14 protein-coding genes are annotated in these 14,614 nt (G+C 61.3%); 8 read left to right on the forward strand and 6 right to left on the reverse strand.

Annotated elements, in window-relative coordinates:
* The first annotated feature begins 11 nt into the window (after nt 1–11).
* The 5 genes from KHA73_RS00800 to argD all read left to right on the forward strand — a co-directional run bounded on the left by KHA73_RS00800 (nt 12) and on the right by argD (nt 6,097).
* On the forward strand, nt 12–1,697 hold the full coding sequence (locus tag KHA73_RS00800; protein ID WP_234587488.1) for a sensor histidine kinase: 1,686 nt from the start codon (nt 12–14) through the stop codon (nt 1,695–1,697).
* Nucleotides 1,697–2,422 carry a two-component system response regulator BtsR gene (gene btsR / locus KHA73_RS00805; RefSeq protein ID WP_234587490.1) on the forward strand — a complete coding sequence of 242 codons (726 nt, stop codon included), beginning with the start codon at nt 1,697–1,699 and terminating at the stop codon, nt 2,420–2,422. Before KHA73_RS00800 ends, btsR begins: the two co-directional genes overlap by 1 nt.
* A gap of 151 nt (nt 2,423–2,573) precedes the next feature.
* Nucleotides 2,574–4,100, forward strand: coding sequence for a helicase HerA-like domain-containing protein (locus KHA73_RS00810; RefSeq protein ID WP_234587491.1), 1,527 nt, complete (start codon nt 2,574–2,576; stop codon nt 4,098–4,100).
* Between the two features lie 72 nt (nt 4,101–4,172).
* The gene (locus KHA73_RS00815) at nt 4,173–4,748 is read left to right on the forward strand and encodes an aminodeoxychorismate synthase component II (RefSeq protein WP_234587492.1); all 576 of its coding nucleotides are present in this window, start codon (nt 4,173–4,175) and stop codon (nt 4,746–4,748) included.
* 131 nt (nt 4,749–4,879) lie between these two features.
* Nucleotides 4,880–6,097, forward strand: a complete 1,218-nt coding sequence (gene argD, locus KHA73_RS00820; RefSeq protein WP_234587493.1) for a bifunctional acetylornithine/succinyldiaminopimelate transaminase — start codon at nt 4,880–4,882, stop codon at nt 6,095–6,097.
* A 30-nt stretch (nt 6,098–6,127) separates the two neighbouring features.
* Here argD and KHA73_RS00825 read toward each other — a convergent pair whose 3' ends face one another.
* Complete coding sequence (locus tag KHA73_RS00825; RefSeq protein WP_234587495.1) at nt 6,128–8,203, reverse strand: YccS/YhfK family putative transporter; 2,076 nt, start codon at nt 8,201–8,203, stop codon at nt 6,128–6,130.
* A gap of 51 nt (nt 8,204–8,254) precedes the next feature.
* Complete coding sequence (gene crp, locus KHA73_RS00830) at nt 8,255–8,887, reverse strand: cAMP-activated global transcriptional regulator CRP (RefSeq protein ID WP_005969523.1); 633 nt, start codon at nt 8,885–8,887, stop codon at nt 8,255–8,257.
* 380 nt (nt 8,888–9,267) lie between these two features.
* On the opposite strand from crp, the gene KHA73_RS00835 reads away from it, so the two are divergent.
* A complete protein-coding gene (locus tag KHA73_RS00835) occupies nt 9,268–9,675 on the forward strand; it encodes an OsmC family protein (RefSeq protein ID WP_234587496.1) in 408 nt (135 codons plus the stop codon).
* Nucleotides 9,676–9,718: 43 nt separating this feature from the next.
* On the opposite strand, the gene KHA73_RS00840 is transcribed toward KHA73_RS00835, so the two are convergent.
* The 3 genes from KHA73_RS00840 to KHA73_RS00850 all read right to left on the reverse strand — a co-directional run bounded on the left by KHA73_RS00840 (nt 9,719) and on the right by KHA73_RS00850 (nt 12,075).
* Nucleotides 9,719–10,588, reverse strand: coding sequence for a phosphoribulokinase (locus KHA73_RS00840; protein WP_234587498.1), 870 nt, complete (start codon nt 10,586–10,588; stop codon nt 9,719–9,721).
* Between the two features lie 276 nt (nt 10,589–10,864).
* Complete coding sequence (locus KHA73_RS00845; protein WP_234587500.1) at nt 10,865–11,098, reverse strand: YheU family protein; 234 nt, start codon at nt 11,096–11,098, stop codon at nt 10,865–10,867.
* Nucleotides 11,095–12,075 (reverse strand): hydrolase, encoded by a 981-nt coding sequence (locus KHA73_RS00850; protein ID WP_234587502.1) that lies wholly within the window; start codon nt 12,073–12,075, stop codon nt 11,095–11,097. Before KHA73_RS00850 ends, KHA73_RS00845 begins: the two co-directional genes overlap by 4 nt.
* Before the next feature lie 119 nt (nt 12,076–12,194).
* On the opposite strand from KHA73_RS00850, the gene KHA73_RS00855 reads away from it, so the two are divergent.
* Nucleotides 12,195–12,797 carry a LysE family translocator gene (locus KHA73_RS00855; protein WP_234587503.1) on the forward strand — a complete coding sequence of 201 codons (603 nt, stop codon included), beginning with the start codon at nt 12,195–12,197 and terminating at the stop codon, nt 12,795–12,797.
* Nucleotides 12,798–12,806: 9 nt separating this feature from the next.
* Entirely contained in the window at nt 12,807–13,589 is a 783-nt protein-coding gene (locus KHA73_RS00860) for a PhzF family phenazine biosynthesis protein (protein WP_234587504.1), read from the forward strand.
* Here KHA73_RS00860 and KHA73_RS00865 read toward each other — a convergent pair whose 3' ends face one another.
* Nucleotides 13,590–14,570: a LacI family DNA-binding transcriptional regulator gene (locus KHA73_RS00865; RefSeq protein WP_234587505.1), complete on the reverse strand. Its 981-nt coding sequence runs from the start codon at nt 14,568–14,570 to the stop codon at nt 13,590–13,592. It abuts the gene before it with no gap.
* Nucleotides 14,571–14,614 lie beyond the last annotated feature (44 nt).

Consider the following 14,614-nt stretch of genomic DNA (forward strand, 5'->3'; position numbering starts at 1 on the left):
GAGTTGCTGCCATGTATGAATTTAACCAGGTGCTGCTGCTGTTGCAGCAGATGTGCGTGTATCTCGTTATTGCTTATCTGTTGAGCAAAACCCCGCTGTTCATTCCGCTGATGCAGGTGACTATCCGCCTGCCGCACAAGCTGCTGTGCTACGTGATTTTCTCGGTGTTCTGCATCATGGGCACCTATTTCGGGCTGCACATTCAGGATTCCATCGCCAACACCCGCGCCATAGGCGCGGTGCTCGGCGGCCTGCTGGGCGGGCCGTCGGTGGGCTTCCTGGTGGGGCTGACCGGCGGCTTGCACCGTTACACCCTGGGGGGCATGACCGACGTCGCCTGTGCGATTTCGACGGTGTCGGAAGGCTTGGTCGGCGGCATCGTGCACAGCATCGCCATGCGCCGCGGCCGCATCGAACTGCTGTTCAACCCGCTGTTCGTCGCCGGAGTGGCGCTGGTGGCGGAGGTGCTGCAGATGGCGATTATCCTGGCGGTGGCGCGCCCTTATGGCGAGGCGCTGCGCCTGGTGGAGCACATCGCGCTGCCGATGATGATCGCCAACACCGTCGGCGCCGCCATGTTTATGCAGATCCTGCTGGACCGGCGCGCGATGTTCGAGAAATACACCAGCGCCTTCTCCTCCAAGGCGTTGAAGATAGCCGAGGGCACCGAGGGCATTTTGCGCCAGGGCTTCGATCAGGAAAACAGCATGAAGGTCGCCCGGGTGATTTATCAGGAGCTGGGCATCGGCGCGGTGGCGATCACCGACCGCGACAAGCTGCTGGCGTTTATCGGCATTGGCGACGATCACCACCTGCCGGGCACGCCGATCGCCTCGGTGCACTCGCACCGCGCCATCGACAACAACGAAGTGGTGTACGCCGACGGCAATCAGCTTTCCTACTGCTGTTCGATCAATCCGGGCTGCAAGCTGGGCTCGACGCTGGTGATCCCGCTGCGCGGCGAAAACCAACGGGTGATCGGTACCATCAAACTGTATGAACCCAAGAGCCAGCTGTTCAGCACCATCAACCGCACGCTGGGTGAGGGCATCGCCAGCCTGCTGTCGGCGCAGATCATGGCCGGGCAGTATGAACGCCACAAACAGCTGCTGGCGCAGTCGGAAATCAAGCTGTTGCATGCGCAGGTCAACCCGCACTTCCTGTTCAACGCGCTGAATACGCTGGTGGCGGTGATCCGCCGCGACGGCGAGCGTGCCTGCGAACTGGTGCAGTACCTGTCCACCTTTTTCCGCAAGAACCTGAAACGCTCGGACGATGAGGTCAGCCTGGCGGATGAGATCGAGCATGTGAACGCCTACCTGCAAATTGAGAAAGCCCGCTTCGCCGATCGGCTGGAGATTGCGGTATCGCTGCCGGAAGAGCTGTTGCGGGTGCGCCTGCCGGCGTTTTCGCTCCAGCCGATCGTTGAGAACGCCATCAAGCACGGCACCTCCCACCTGCTGGGCGTGGGGCGGATCGACATCGGCGCGCGGCGCGAAGGGGACCGTCTGCTGCTGCAGGTGACCGACAACGCCGGGCTGTTCCGGCCGGAGCCTGACCGCAGCGGGCTGGGCATGAACCTGGTGGATAAACGCATTCGCGTGCGTTATGGCGAGGGTTATGGCGTGCAGGTAGATTGCCAGCCCGATAGCTTTACCCGCATTACGCTCAATGTTCCCATGGCGAGGGCCGCCTGATGTTAAACGTACTTATCGTCGACGATGAACCCTCCGCGCGCGACAACCTGCGCCACCTGCTGGAGGCCGAGGCTGGGGTCAACATTATCGGCGAGTGCGCCAATGCCATAGAGGCCATCAGCCAGATCCATCGCCTGCAGCCGGACGTGGTATTTCTCGATATTCAGATGCCGCGCGTCAGCGGGCTGGAAATGGTCGGCATGCTGGATCCCAACCGCATGCCGCATATCGTGTTCCTGACCGCCTATGACGAATACGCGGTGCAGGCGTTCGAAGAGCACGCGTTCGATTATCTGCTGAAGCCGGCGGAGCCCAAACGGCTGAGCAAGACGCTGCAACGCCTGCGGCAGCGCAGCGCGCCGCAGGATGTCGCGACGCTGGAAGAGAGCGCCGGCTATTTGAAATACATCCCCTGCACCGGCCACAGCCGCATCTATCTGCTGCGTTTCGACGAAGTGGTGGCGATCCGCTCGCGGCTGAGCGGGGTGTTCGTGGTGCGTAACGACGGCATGGAGTGCTTTACCGAGCTGACGCTGCGTACGCTGGAAAGCCGCACGCCGCTGGTGCGTTGCCATCGGCAGTACCTGGTCAATCTGGAACAGGTGCGCGAGATCCGCTTCGAAGAAGGCGGCGCGGCGGAGATGATCATGCCGGCCGGCGAGCCGGTGCCGGTCAGCCGGCGCTATCTGAAGGCGCTGAAGGAAGAGCTGGGGCTGCGCGGGTGAGCGTGATCTTAGGGCGATTCTGAAAATATTGGCTTAACGGGCGTCCTGATGGCGCCCTTTTTGTTTGTCCTTGACGGGGTTACGCCGCGCTTATAGCTTTATTGCATCAACAGGCGCTTTTCGCGCCGCGTCAGCGTCAAAGGAAAAGAAAATGAGTGAAGCACGGATTATCGCTAAAGCGATGAAGGACGGGAAACCGGTGCAGGATCTGGCGATCCTGCCGGCATTGGCGAACCGCCATGGCCTGATCACCGGGGCGACCGGTACCGGTAAGACAGTGACGCTGCAGAAAATGGCCGAACAATTCTCGCGCATCGGCGTGCCGGTGTTTTTGTCGGACGTGAAGGGCGACCTGTCCGGCATCGGCGCCGAGGGCGTGCCTTCCGAGAAGCTGCAGGCGCGGCTGGCGGCGATCGGCGTTACCGACTGGCAGCCGCAGGCCTGCACCATCATCCCGTGGGATATCTACGGTGAGAAGGGCCACCCGATCCGCGCCACCGTGTCGGACCTCGGCCCGCTGCTGCTGGGCCGCCTGCTGGATCTGAACGAAGTGCAAAGCGGCGTGCTGCAGCTGGTGTTCAAAATCGCCGACGACAACGCGCTGCTGCTGCTGGACATGAAAGATCTGCGCGCCATGGTGCAGTACGTCGGCGACAACGCCAAACAGTTCCAGACCCAGTACGGCAACATCTCTTCGGCCTCGGTCGGCGCTATCCAGCGCGGGCTGCTGACGCTGGAAGAGCAGGGCGCCAACCAGTTCTTCGGCGAGCCGATGCTGGACATCAACGATCTGATGAAAACCGACGCCAACGGCCACGGCATCATCAACCTGCTGGCGGCGGACAAGCTGATTAACCAACCGAAGCTGTATTCGGTGTTCCTGCTGTGGCTGCTGGCCGAACTGTTCGAACATCTGCCGGAAGTGGGCGATCCGGAGCAGCCGAAGCTGGTGTTCTTCTTCGATGAGGCCCACCTGCTGTTCAACGACGCGCCGCCGGCGCTGCTGACCAAAATCGAGCAGGTGGTGCGCCTGATCCGCTCCAAGGGCGTGGGCATCTACTTTGTCACCCAGAACCCGCTGGATATCCCGGACAGCGTGCTGGGCCAGCTGGGCAACCGCGTGCAGCACGCGCTGCGCGCCTTTACCCCGCGTGACCAGAAGGCGGTGAAGGCGGCGGCGCAGACCATGCGCGCCAACCCGGCTTTCGACGCCGAAACGGCGATCACCGAGTTGGGGGTTGGCGAGGCGCTGGTCTCCTTCCTGGATGAAAAGGGCCGGCCGAACGTGGTGGAGCGGGCGATGGTGATCGCGCCGGAGTCCAAGATGGGCATGCTGGGCGCCGACGGCCTGAACAGCGCGATCAACAGGTCGCCGCTGTATGGCCGCTATGAGGATATGGTCGACCGCGAATCGGCCTACGAGAAGCTGTCGTCGGAAGGCTTCGCCACCGTCGGCGCGCCGCAGCCGGGCCAGCCGGCTCAGCAACCGCAGGCGCAGCAGCAGGCGGGCGGCGGCCTGATGGGCGGCCTGAACGAAATCCTGTTCGGCTCTACCGGCCCGCGCGGCGGCAAGCGCGACGGCATCGTCCAGACCGCCGCCAAGAGCATGGCGCGCGATCTAGGCCGCCAGATCCTGCGCGGCGTGCTGGGTTCCATTATGGGTGGCCGGAAAAAGTAAGCGGAAATTATCGTCGGCAGCAGCAGGCTAAACCAGTAAACTGTCGCAGCGCTTTTTTCTGCTGGACCTAACATGCTGCTGTTGATCGATAACTACGACTCCTTTACCTATAACCTTTACCAATACTTCTGCGAATTGGGCGCCGAGGTGTTGGTAAAGCGCAACGATGAGCTGCAGCTGGCCGATATCGAACGGCTGGCGCCGCAGCGCTTAGTGATCTCCCCCGGTCCCTGCACCCCGAACGAAGCCGGCATCTCGCTGGACGCCATCCGGCATTTCGCCGGCAAATTACCTATTCTGGGGGTTTGTCTCGGCCATCAGGCGCTGGGCCAGGCGTTTGGCGCCGAGGTGGTGCGCGCCCGCGAGGTGATGCACGGCAAGACCTCGGCGATCCGCCATCTCGATCGCGGAGTGTTTCGCGGGCTGAACAATCCGCTGACCGTCACCCGCTACCATTCGCTGGTGCTGAAGGCCGATACGCTGCCGGACTGCTTCGAGGTGACCGCCTGGAGCGAACGCGACGGCAAGCGCGATGAGATCATGGGCATCCGCCATCGCCGGCTGGCGCTGGAGGGAGTGCAATTCCATCCAGAGAGCATCCTCAGCGAGCAGGGCCATCAGCTGCTGGATAATTTCCTTAAAAGTTAATCCATTAGCTTTTTTTTCGCCCTGCAGGCGATTTGCGTTTGCCCTTTATTGGTTTTTTATGCATATTTTGTGATTATATTTTCACTCAATCATCAAGATAACGCTGAAAGACCTTCAGGGTGGACCCGATAATGACCGAAAAATCCGCAGTAAGCCGCAGCACTTTTGATCAGGTTATCCTGCCTGTTTATGCACCTGCCCAGTTTGTGCCGGTACGTGGCAAGGGCAGCCGGGTGTGGGACCAGCAGGGCAAAGAGTACATCGATTTTTCCGGCGGCATCGCGGTGACGGCGCTCGGGCACTGCCACCCGGCGCTGGTGGAGGCGCTGAAACGGCAGGGCGAAACCCTGTGGCATACCAGCAACGTTTTCACCAACGAACCGGCGCTGCGCCTGGCGAGCAAATTGATCGCCGCCACCTTCGCCGACCGGGTCTTCTTCGCCAACTCCGGTGCGGAAGCCAACGAAGCGGCCTTCAAGCTGGCGCGCCACTACGCCATCACCCGCCACAGCCCGTATAAGACCAAAATCATCGCTTTCTATAACGCTTTCCATGGCCGCACGCTGTTCACCGTCTCGGTGGGTGGGCAGGCCAAGTATTCCGACGGCTTTGGGCCGAAACCGGCCGATATCGTGCATGTGCCGTTCAACGATCTGGCGGCGGTGAAGGCGGTGATGGACGACCATACCTGCGCGGTGGTGATGGAGCCGATTCAGGGCGAAGGCGGTATCACGCCGGTGAATGCCGAATTCCTGCAAGGGGTGCGCGAGCTGTGCGATCGGCACCAGGCGCTGCTGGTGTTTGACGAGGTGCAGAGCGGCATGGGCCGCAGCGGCAAGCTGTTCGCCTACATGCACTATGGCGTAACGCCGGATATTCTCACCACCGCCAAAGCGCTGGGCGGCGGTTTCCCGATCAGCGCCATGTTGACCACCGAAGACATCGCCTCGGTGATGCAGGTGGGAACCCACGGCACCACCTACGGCGGCAACCCGCTGGCCTGCGCGGTGGCGGAGGCGGCGCTGGACGTGATCAACACCCCGGAGGTGCTGAGCGGCATCGAGCAACGCCATGGTCTGTATGTCGACGCCTTACGGGCGATAGGCGACAAATACCGAATTTTCACCGCCATTCGCGGTATGGGGTTGCTGATCGGCGCAGAGTTGACGCCGCAGTATCACGGCCGGGCGCGGGATTTCCTTACCGCAGCCGCTGCGCGCGGGTTGATGATCCTCAACGCCGGGCCGAACGTGATCCGCTTTGCGCCGTCGCTGGTGGTGGAGCGGCAGGATATCGACGCCGGCATGGCGCTGTTTGAGCAGGCGGTGCAAGACGTAATAGGCGGCTGATGCGACGCCGGGGCGTAGCAGGCTGCGCCCTTATCGATCGCGCAGTTTGCGCTTCAGCCAGATGCCGTGATGCGGGCGTTGGCTCCAGGCCAGCGACGAAATGGTATGCATTACGCTCAGGTGCGAAAGGATGCGCCGCAGGTGGCGCTCCATCTCGGTGATCGGCATATCCGGGTGCAGATCCGGCGGCTGCATGATGCCGCTGTTGCCGCTCGGCCCGTCATACTCCAGCCGCTGCTGGCAGCTTTGCAGCGCGATCTCGCAGGTTTGCAAATACGTCTCCGCCAGCTTCGGCGTCAGCATATAGTGTTCGCGCGCCAAAATGGTCATGGCGTTAAGATGTTCGACGATAAACTGGCTGTGCGTCACCCACAGCCGCATATCCGCCAGATAGTCCGAGGCGAAGCCCGGCTCCTGCATCGCCTGATTGAGCGAGGTATACAGCGCGTTATGCGCCTGATTCACCTGCATGCGCGCATAGGCCAACCCGGCGGGGTCCGGTTCCTGTTCTTCCAGCATCAGCCGCAGCGCGTGTTGATCGTTCTCCAGCGCCTGATGGGCGTTCTTGCGCAGCAGGCCGCTTTGCCACTGTGGCCACAGCCAAATGGTGCCGCCAAACACCAGCACGCAGCCAATCAGCGTATCGACCAGGCGCGGCACCAGGAAATGGGTGCCGTTTAGCGCCAGCAGCTGCAGGGTGTACACCGCAGTGATGGTGAAGCCGATCACCGCCAGCCCGTAGTTTTTACGCGAAACCAGGTACGCCAGCAGGGTGATCACCAGCATGATGCCCAGGGTTTCCGCCTCCGGCAGCTGCAGCTGCAGCAGAGCGGCGGCGACCACCAGCCCGGCCAGGGTGCCGAGCGCACGGTGCTGAATGCGCACCCGGGTGGCGTTATAGCCGTTCTGACTCACCAGCATGATGGTCAACAGGATCCAGTAAGGCTTGGGCAGGTTGAAGATCGTGCCCAGGCTGCTGCCGAGCGCCAGCATCACCCCCAGCCGCGCGGCGTTGCGCAGGGCGTTGGATTTGAACGACAGGTAACTGGTCAGCGCCGGCCAGAAAGGCAGGCGGGCCTGGCTGGCCATCAGATCGCGGCGGTACAGCGGATGCTGGGTGCGCAGCAGGCGGGCGATGCGGCTGAAGTGGTAATAGCAGAATTGGCCGACCGGATTGTCGGCATGCTGCGCCGCCACCTTCTCCAGCGCCGCCAGCTCGTGCGCCATATTGAAGCGTTGCGAATGCTGGTGATAGAGGATGTCGCGCGCCACCACGCGCAGCCGCCCGGCAATCACCTGCGCGTTGCGGCGGATAATCGCTTCGGCCTGGCTTTGCTCCACCAGCTTTTGCACTTCTTCCGGCTGATGCAGGCTGACGGTGATATGTTCCTGCAGGTCGAGCGCCACCTGAAAGGCGCGCTGCAGGCGCTTCTGCTCAAGGTTGTCGGCGTGCGGCAGGAAGTTGAGTTGCTGATACAGCAGGCCGATCAGATCCATCACTTTCTGTTGGCGCGCCAGCAGCGGCGGCAGCGCGGTCTGCGGGTCGGTGTGCTGGGTTAGCAGCGAATACTTGGCCTCAAAGTAGTCCGCCAATTCCAGGTACAGCTGATTCAGCGATTCGCGCATCGGCTGTTCCTTCCACAGTGTGAACCAGAACCAGGTGAACAGGCCGTACCAGGCGGTGCCGACGGCGTACAGCAACGGCGCCTGCCAGATAGGCAGGGTGCCGGCCATGCTGAGGGAGAAGATAGCGGCGATCAGCGCCGCAGGCAGCAGCCGGGCGTGCAGCGGGCTGATTTCGCCACTGACGCCGAGCAACAGCGCCAGGCCGAGCATCAGCGCCGGCAGCGGCACCTGCCACAGCAGCGCCTGTTGCAGCAGCAGGCTGCTGAAGGCGAACAGCGAGCCGCCGACGATCAGCCGTTTAAAAAAGCGTTTGTGAGGCGTGTCCAGCCCGGCGATGTTGCAGCAGGCGGGAACCAGTGAAAACAGCAGGCCAAGCTGCAGCTGGCCGATCGCCAGACCAAACAGTACCGGCAGGCACAACACCAGCGTTTGCCGCAGTGCGTAATTGACTTCCGGGTGGTAGATCAGGCGGCGCCACATGGCAGGCAGAGGATAAAAAAACGGCGCATTGCTGCGCCGTTTTTTTAGTGATTAGCGGGTGCCGTAGACGACAATGGTTTTGCCGTGGGCGGAAATCAGGTTTTGATCTTCCAGCATTTTTAGAATACGGCCAACGGTTTCACGCGAGCAGCCGACGATCTGGCCGATTTCCTGGCGGGTGATCTTGATCTGCATGCCGTCCGGGTGGGTCATGGCATCAGGCTGTTTCGCCAGGTTCAGCAGGGTTTGCGCAATGCGGCCGGTAACGTCCAGGAAGGCGAGGTTGCCCACTTTCTCGGAGGTGACCTGCAGGCGGTTCGCCATCTGGGCGGACAGGCGCATCAGGATGTCCGGGTTGACCTGGATCAGCTGACGGAATTTCTTATAGGAAATTTCAGCCACTTCGCAGGCGGTTTTCGCCCGAACCCAGGCGCTGCGCTCCTGGCCTTCTTCAAACAATCCGAGCTCGCCGATGAAGTCCCCCTGGTTCAGGTAGGACAGGATCATCTCTTTACCTTCTTCATCCTTGATCAGCACCGCGACGGAGCCTTTCACGATGTAGTAAAGCGTTTCGGCCTTTTCACCTTGGTGAATCAGCGTACTCTTCGATGGATATTTGTGGATATGGCAATGAGACAGGAACCATTCGAGAGTAGGGTCTGTTTGCGGTTTGCCGAGAACCATTCGCTGTTATCCTCTGTTGTTATCGCTGCCTTGTGTCACAGGGGTCAGAGTTCCCTGTAAAACGTGCCTGTAGCCGCTGTTTGAGCGAGGGCTATCGGCAGGTTTTGAGGCGTGTCATAAATATACGCTGTCGCTCTAGCATATTAACTTGCCGGGAGAGCTGCAAGCTACATTCTGTTAACATACCGGTAAAGGAGCCTTTCCCTGGGCGTTTCCCTGAAATCAATGTCCCGGAAAGATTTATTGCGGCTCTGTTTGTAGCACAGAGTAAGGCGGGTGTCTTGTGTTGTCTCGCTTCAGCATGATTAGCATCAGGTTCCGTTGCCTGTTTCTATGCGAAAGCGTACTCTGATTTTAAGAAATCAACCGGAGTGAGCAGAATGCAGGCAAGAGTTAAATGGGTGGAAGGGTTAACGTTTCTGGGTGAATCGGCTTCCGGCCATCAGGTGCTGATGGATGGCAACGCCGGCGATAAGGCGCCGAGCCCGATGGAAATGGTGCTGATGTCGGTGGGCAGCTGCAGCGCTATCGACGTAGTGTCGATCCTGCAAAAAGGCCGCAACGACGTGCGCGATTGCGAGGTCAAACTCACCTCCGAACGCCGCGAAGAAGCGCCGCGCCTGTTCACCCATATCAACCTGCATTTCATCGTTACCGGCCAGGATCTGACCGACAAGATCGTTGAGCGAGCGGTTAACCTCTCCGCCGAGAAGTACTGCTCGGTAGCGCTGATGCTGAACAAGGCCGCCAGCGTGACCCACAGCTTCGAAATTCGCCAGCCGGCCTGAGTGCTGAAAGGGCGCGGCCCCCCCAGGCCGCGCTCATGTCCGGCTATTCGATCTTCTTGCCTTCCAGCAGCCGTTGCACCAGCGGCGCCATAATCAGCTCCATCGCCAGCCCCATTTTGCCGCCCGGCACCACCAGCGTATTGATATGCGAGATGAAAGAGCCCTGCAGCATCGCCAGCAGGTAGGGGAAGTCAATCTGATCCAGCCCGCGGAAGTGGATCACCACGAAGCTTTCATCCAGCGAAGGAATGGCCTTGGCGGCGAACGGGTTGGAGGTATCGACCGTCGGCACGCGCTGGAAGTTGATATGCGTGCGTGAGAACTGCGGCGTGATGTAGTTGATGTAGTCCTCCATCGAGCGCACCACCGAGTCCATCACCGCCTCGCGCGAATGGCCGCGTTCGCCGGTATCGCGGATCAGCTTTTGGATCCACTCCAGGTTGACGATGGGCACCACGCCGACCAGCAGGTCGACGTGTTTGGCCACGTCGTTGTGTTCGGTGACTACCCCGCCGTGCAGGCCCTCGTAGAACAGCACGTCGGTCGGCGCCGGCAGCGGCTCCCAGGGCGTGAAGGTGCCGGGCACCTGATTGTAGGGCACCGCCTCGTCATAGGTGTGCAGATATTTGCGCGAGCGGCCGGTGCCGTTCTGGCCGTAATCGATAAAGCTTTGCTGCAGCAGGCCGAAGTCGTTGGCCTCGGGGCCGAAATAGCTGATATGCCTGCCCAGATCGCGCGCCTTGCGGATCGCCGCGTCCATTTCCGGCCGGGTGTAGCGGTGGAAGCTGTCGCCTTCCAGCTCCGCTGCGCGGATGTTGAGCTGCTGGAATATTTTGCGGAACGCCACGCTGGTGGTGGTGGTGCCGGCGCCGCTGGAGCCGGTTACCGCGATAACGGGATGTTTGGCAGACATGGTGGTTTTCACTCCGTGTTAAATGCGCCGGCGTCAGAGAAGGGTTATACCCGTCATGCTTCAAGCCGCATCTTTGTTGGCTGCCTTCGTTCACCCCAGTCAGTTACTGGAGTAAGCGCCTGGGAACTCGCTCAGTTGCCGCCTCGATGCAACCCGAATTATTTTGGCTATGCAAATCTGTGTGACACCTTTTCGCCGGGGGCAAAATTTCGCGTGCGGGTTTGCAATAAGCCATTGTTACCTGATTTTTTCCGTCAGTAATAGAACCGGTAACCACTAAATTTCTTCCTGCCCGGCGCGGATCTGTCCGCGCGGCATGATATTGACGGTCTCATGCAGCTCCGACCATACCAGCACCACCTCGCCGGTTTGCAGCTGGCGGCGCACGTCATCCACCTTCTGCGCCAGCGAGCGCTCATGTTCGCCGTAGTCGGTGCCTTCGCGCAGCACAAAGGATTCGATCAGGCCGTTGAGGGTGTCGGTTTCAAGCTCTTTCCAGGGGATAATCACGTCTCGGTGTCCAGATAAGGGGATAGCCAGGATGGAATGCGGTATTCCAGCCACATTTGCGGTTTTTTCAGCGTGCCGCCGACGAAGCCGACGTGGCCGCCGAACTCGGTCAGCTGATATTGGATGTTACGCGGCAGGCTGGCGACTTCGGGGATCACTTCATCGGTCATGAAGGGATCGTCCTTCGCATGGATGATCAGCAGCGGCGTTTGGATCGCCGGCAGCAGCGGCAGCGCGCTGCAGCGCCGGTAATAATCGGTGGCGTCGCTGAAGCCATGGATGCGCGAGGTGATGGCGTCGTCGAACTCGCGGATGCGCCGCAGGCGGTTGAGCTGCGGCAGCTTGAGCGGCAGGGTGTCCGGGTAGTGCAGCAGTTTGCGGGTGGCGTTCTGTTTTAGCTGCCCCAGCAGGTAGTATTGATAAACGCGGGAAAATCCCTGATCCATACGCAACGAGCAGGGCTCCAGCATCAGCGGCGCCGAAACCACCACCGCCGCCTGCAGCAGGCTGTCGGCGCCCTGCTGGGCCAGGTAACAGGCCAGCATGTTGCCGCCGAGCGAAACGCCCACCGCCGCGGTCGGCGCCGTACCGTAAGTGGCGCGCAGCCACTGCAGGAAGAAGCGGGCGTCTTCGGTTTCACCGGAGTGGTAGATGCGTTGCTTGCGGTTGGGCACGCCGCTGCAGCCGCGAAAATGCATCACCACGCCGAGCCAGCCTTTTTCGCGCCAGGCGTTGAGCAGGCCGTGAGCGTAGGGGCTGTAGAAGTTGCCTTCCAGGCCGTGGAACAGCACCACGCGCGGTTTGTCGGCGGCCTGCGCGGGGTCTTCGCTCCAGGCGAGATCGACAAAATCGCCGTCGGGCAATTCCAGCCGCTGCCAGTGCGGTTTTAACAACACGCGGCGGCGTACCAGACGCGGCAACAGCGTTTGCAGGTGCGGATTACTGGCCCCGGTCAGGGGGCGAAAAGATTCATGCATAACCTGAGTAAAAATCTTGTTGGCGGCTATTGTGAGATCAATAGCGCACTGTTAGCTTCAATACCATGAATTAACAATAATACTGCAAAAATGCGCCCTGGGTGAGGAGCACCCGCTTCATGGAACTGAGTTTATTTCTCCCGATGTTAGGCTTCCTGTGGGTGGCCGCCATCACTCCCGGCCCCAATAATATGTTACTGACCACCTCCGGCGCCAACTTCGGCTTTATGCGATCGCTGTGGCTGATGATTGGCATCATGCTCGGCATGCAAAGCATCTTGCTGCTGGTGGCGTTTGGCGTCGGCAGCCTGATCCTGGTTTACCCGTCGCTGCACCTGATCCTGAAAATTCTCGGCAGCCTGTACTTGCTGTGGCTGGCGTGGAAGGTCGCCACCGCCGCCTATGAAAAGCTGGATACCGACGTGGCGCCGCCCAAACCGGTGCGTTTGTACCAGGGTTGGCTGTTGCAGTTCCTCAACCCCAAGGCCTGGCTGATGGCGCTGGGGGCGGTGGCGAGCTTCAGCCTGGCGGGGGATAAGTACAATCAATCCATTTGGGCCATCGCGCTGGGCATTTTCGTGGTAAATATTATCGCCGGTATTGTCTGGCTGGGGTTAGGCACGATGATCGGCCGCCTGCTGCGCAGTAAAAAGGCCTGGGTGATTTTTAACGTTTCCATGGGCTTGCTGACCGCGGCCTGCGTGTTGCTGATCTGGCACTGAGGACATGTTATGACGGAAAACTATTTCCACGTCGTCGCCTTTACCGGTGAAGGCCTGCGCGGCAACCCGGCCGGCGTCTGCCTGTTGCCGCAGCCGCTGCCGGCGGAGCGGATGCAGGCGATCGCCAACGAAATCGGCCTGCCGGAAACCAGTTTTGTCTGGGATGACGGCGACATGACGGCGATCCGCTGGTTCACCCCCGAGCGCGAAGTCGACCTGTGCGGGCACGGCACGCTGGCGGCCGCACAGGTGATGTTCAGCCGGGTCAATCCGGCGCTGCAGGATATACGTTTCCGCGCGGCCGGCGGCGAACTGTACGTTAAGCGCGACGCGCAAGATGGCGAGCGCCTGGTGCTTGATTTCCCGTCGCGGCCGCCGCAGAAGGTCGCGGAGCCCGCCGGGCTGGCGGCGCTGCTGGGCGCCAGGCCGCAGGAAGTCTGGCAGGCCAACGCGCTGCTGGTGCTGCTGGAGAATGAGGCGCAGCTGCGGGCGTTGCGCCCGGCGATCCCGGCCTTGATCGCTTTGGCCGGCCGCGCGGTGATAGTCAGCGCGCCGGGCGAGGAAGTAGACTTCGTCTCGCGCTATTTCACCCTGGACGGCGGCGAAGATCCGGTAACCGGTTCCGCGCACTGCACGCTGATGCCCTATTGGACGGCGCGTCTTGGCCGCCACCGGCTGCACGCGCGGCAGATTTCGGCGCGCGGCGGTGAGCTGTTCTGCGAACAGAAGGGCGATCGCACGCTGCTCGGCGGCTACGCCCATGTCTTCTTGTGCGGTGAAATCAGCCTGTAATCAGGCGGAACCGCGTTCTACCAGCCGCCAGCCCAACACTTCATTGCTTGGCGGCTGCTGCGGATTTTTGATTTTATCCAGCAGCAACTGCACGCTGCGCACGCCAAACTGATGCATCGGCTGTTCGACGGTGGTCAGCGGCGGAGTGGTGACGGCGCCGAACGGCACGCCGTCGAAGCCCATTACCGCCACCTCTGCCGGGATCGCCACCCCCTGCTGATGCAGGGCGCTCATCGCGCCGCCGGCGATCACGTCGGAGATGGCGAACACCGCATCCGGGCGCGGTTGCTCGTCCAGCAGCCGGCTCATCGCCAGCGCCCCGGCGGCATACTCCAGCCCCTCGACGTACTCCACCCGGCAATAGTCCAGCCCCAGTTCGGCCAGCGCCTGCCGGTAACCCTGTTCCCGCTGCTGTGAATAGAGGTAACGCATATCGCTGTTGATCAGCGCAATGCGTTGCCGGCCCTGCGCCGCCAGATAGCGCACCCCGGCCAGCGCCGCCTGGTGGTTGTCGATGGTGACCGACGACGCGCGGAAATTGGGATCGCCTTCGCCGCACTGCACCCAGGGGAAGTCGCCAATCATGGCGGTCAGGCCGGGCAGGCAGCTGACGGCGTCCATGGTGATCACGCCGTCCACCACTTTGCCGCTCAGCAGGCTGAGGTAGGCGGATTCGCGCGTCGGGTTGGATTCGGAGTTGCACAGCAGAATGTGGTAGCCATGGCGTTCGGCTTCTTCTTCGATACCGCGCACCACCAGCGAACAAAAGGGGTTGGTGATGCTGGAAACCAGCACCAGCAGCATGCGGCTGCGTGAGGTGCGCAGCTGGCGCGCCAGCAGGTTGGGCTGATAGTCGCATGCGCGGATCGCCGCCAGCACCCGGTCGCGGGTGGCCGGTTTGACGATCTGCTGGCCATTCAACACCCGCGAGACGGTTGCGGCGGAGACGCCGGCGAGTTTCGCCACCTTTTCTATCGACATGGTTTGCTGTTCCTTCTGCCCATTTGGCCCGCACAATATGCCGA

The organism is Serratia entomophila (genome assembly GCF_021462285.1).
Classification (GTDB): domain Bacteria; phylum Pseudomonadota; class Gammaproteobacteria; order Enterobacterales; family Enterobacteriaceae; genus Serratia; species Serratia entomophila.

What these genes read in the sequence shown, in the direction of transcription:
- KHA73_RS00800 (WP_234587488.1), top strand. Translation starts at nt 12, where the DNA reads ATGTATGAATTTAACCAGGTGCTGCTGCTGTTGCAGCAGATGTGCGTG.
- btsR (WP_234587490.1), top strand. Translation starts at nt 1,697, where the DNA reads ATGTTAAACGTACTTATCGTCGACGATGAACCCTCCGCGCGCGACAAC.
- KHA73_RS00810 (WP_234587491.1), top strand. Translation starts at nt 2,574, where the DNA reads ATGAGTGAAGCACGGATTATCGCTAAAGCGATGAAGGACGGGAAACCG.
- KHA73_RS00815 (WP_234587492.1), top strand. Translation starts at nt 4,173, where the DNA reads ATGCTGCTGTTGATCGATAACTACGACTCCTTTACCTATAACCTTTAC.
- argD (WP_234587493.1), top strand. Translation starts at nt 4,880, where the DNA reads ATGACCGAAAAATCCGCAGTAAGCCGCAGCACTTTTGATCAGGTTATC.
- KHA73_RS00825 (WP_234587495.1), bottom strand. Translation starts at nt 8,203, where the DNA reads ATGTGGCGCCGCCTGATCTACCACCCGGAAGTCAATTACGCACTGCGG.
- crp (WP_005969523.1), bottom strand. Translation starts at nt 8,887, where the DNA reads ATGGTTCTCGGCAAACCGCAAACAGACCCTACTCTCGAATGGTTCCTG.
- KHA73_RS00835 (WP_234587496.1), top strand. Translation starts at nt 9,268, where the DNA reads ATGCAGGCAAGAGTTAAATGGGTGGAAGGGTTAACGTTTCTGGGTGAA.
- KHA73_RS00840 (WP_234587498.1), bottom strand. Translation starts at nt 10,588, where the DNA reads ATGTCTGCCAAACATCCCGTTATCGCGGTAACCGGCTCCAGCGGCGCC.
- KHA73_RS00850 (WP_234587502.1), bottom strand. Translation starts at nt 12,075, where the DNA reads ATGCATGAATCTTTTCGCCCCCTGACCGGGGCCAGTAATCCGCACCTG.
- KHA73_RS00855 (WP_234587503.1), top strand. Translation starts at nt 12,195, where the DNA reads ATGGAACTGAGTTTATTTCTCCCGATGTTAGGCTTCCTGTGGGTGGCC.
- KHA73_RS00860 (WP_234587504.1), top strand. Translation starts at nt 12,807, where the DNA reads ATGACGGAAAACTATTTCCACGTCGTCGCCTTTACCGGTGAAGGCCTG.
- KHA73_RS00865 (WP_234587505.1), bottom strand. Translation starts at nt 14,570, where the DNA reads ATGTCGATAGAAAAGGTGGCGAAACTCGCCGGCGTCTCCGCCGCAACC.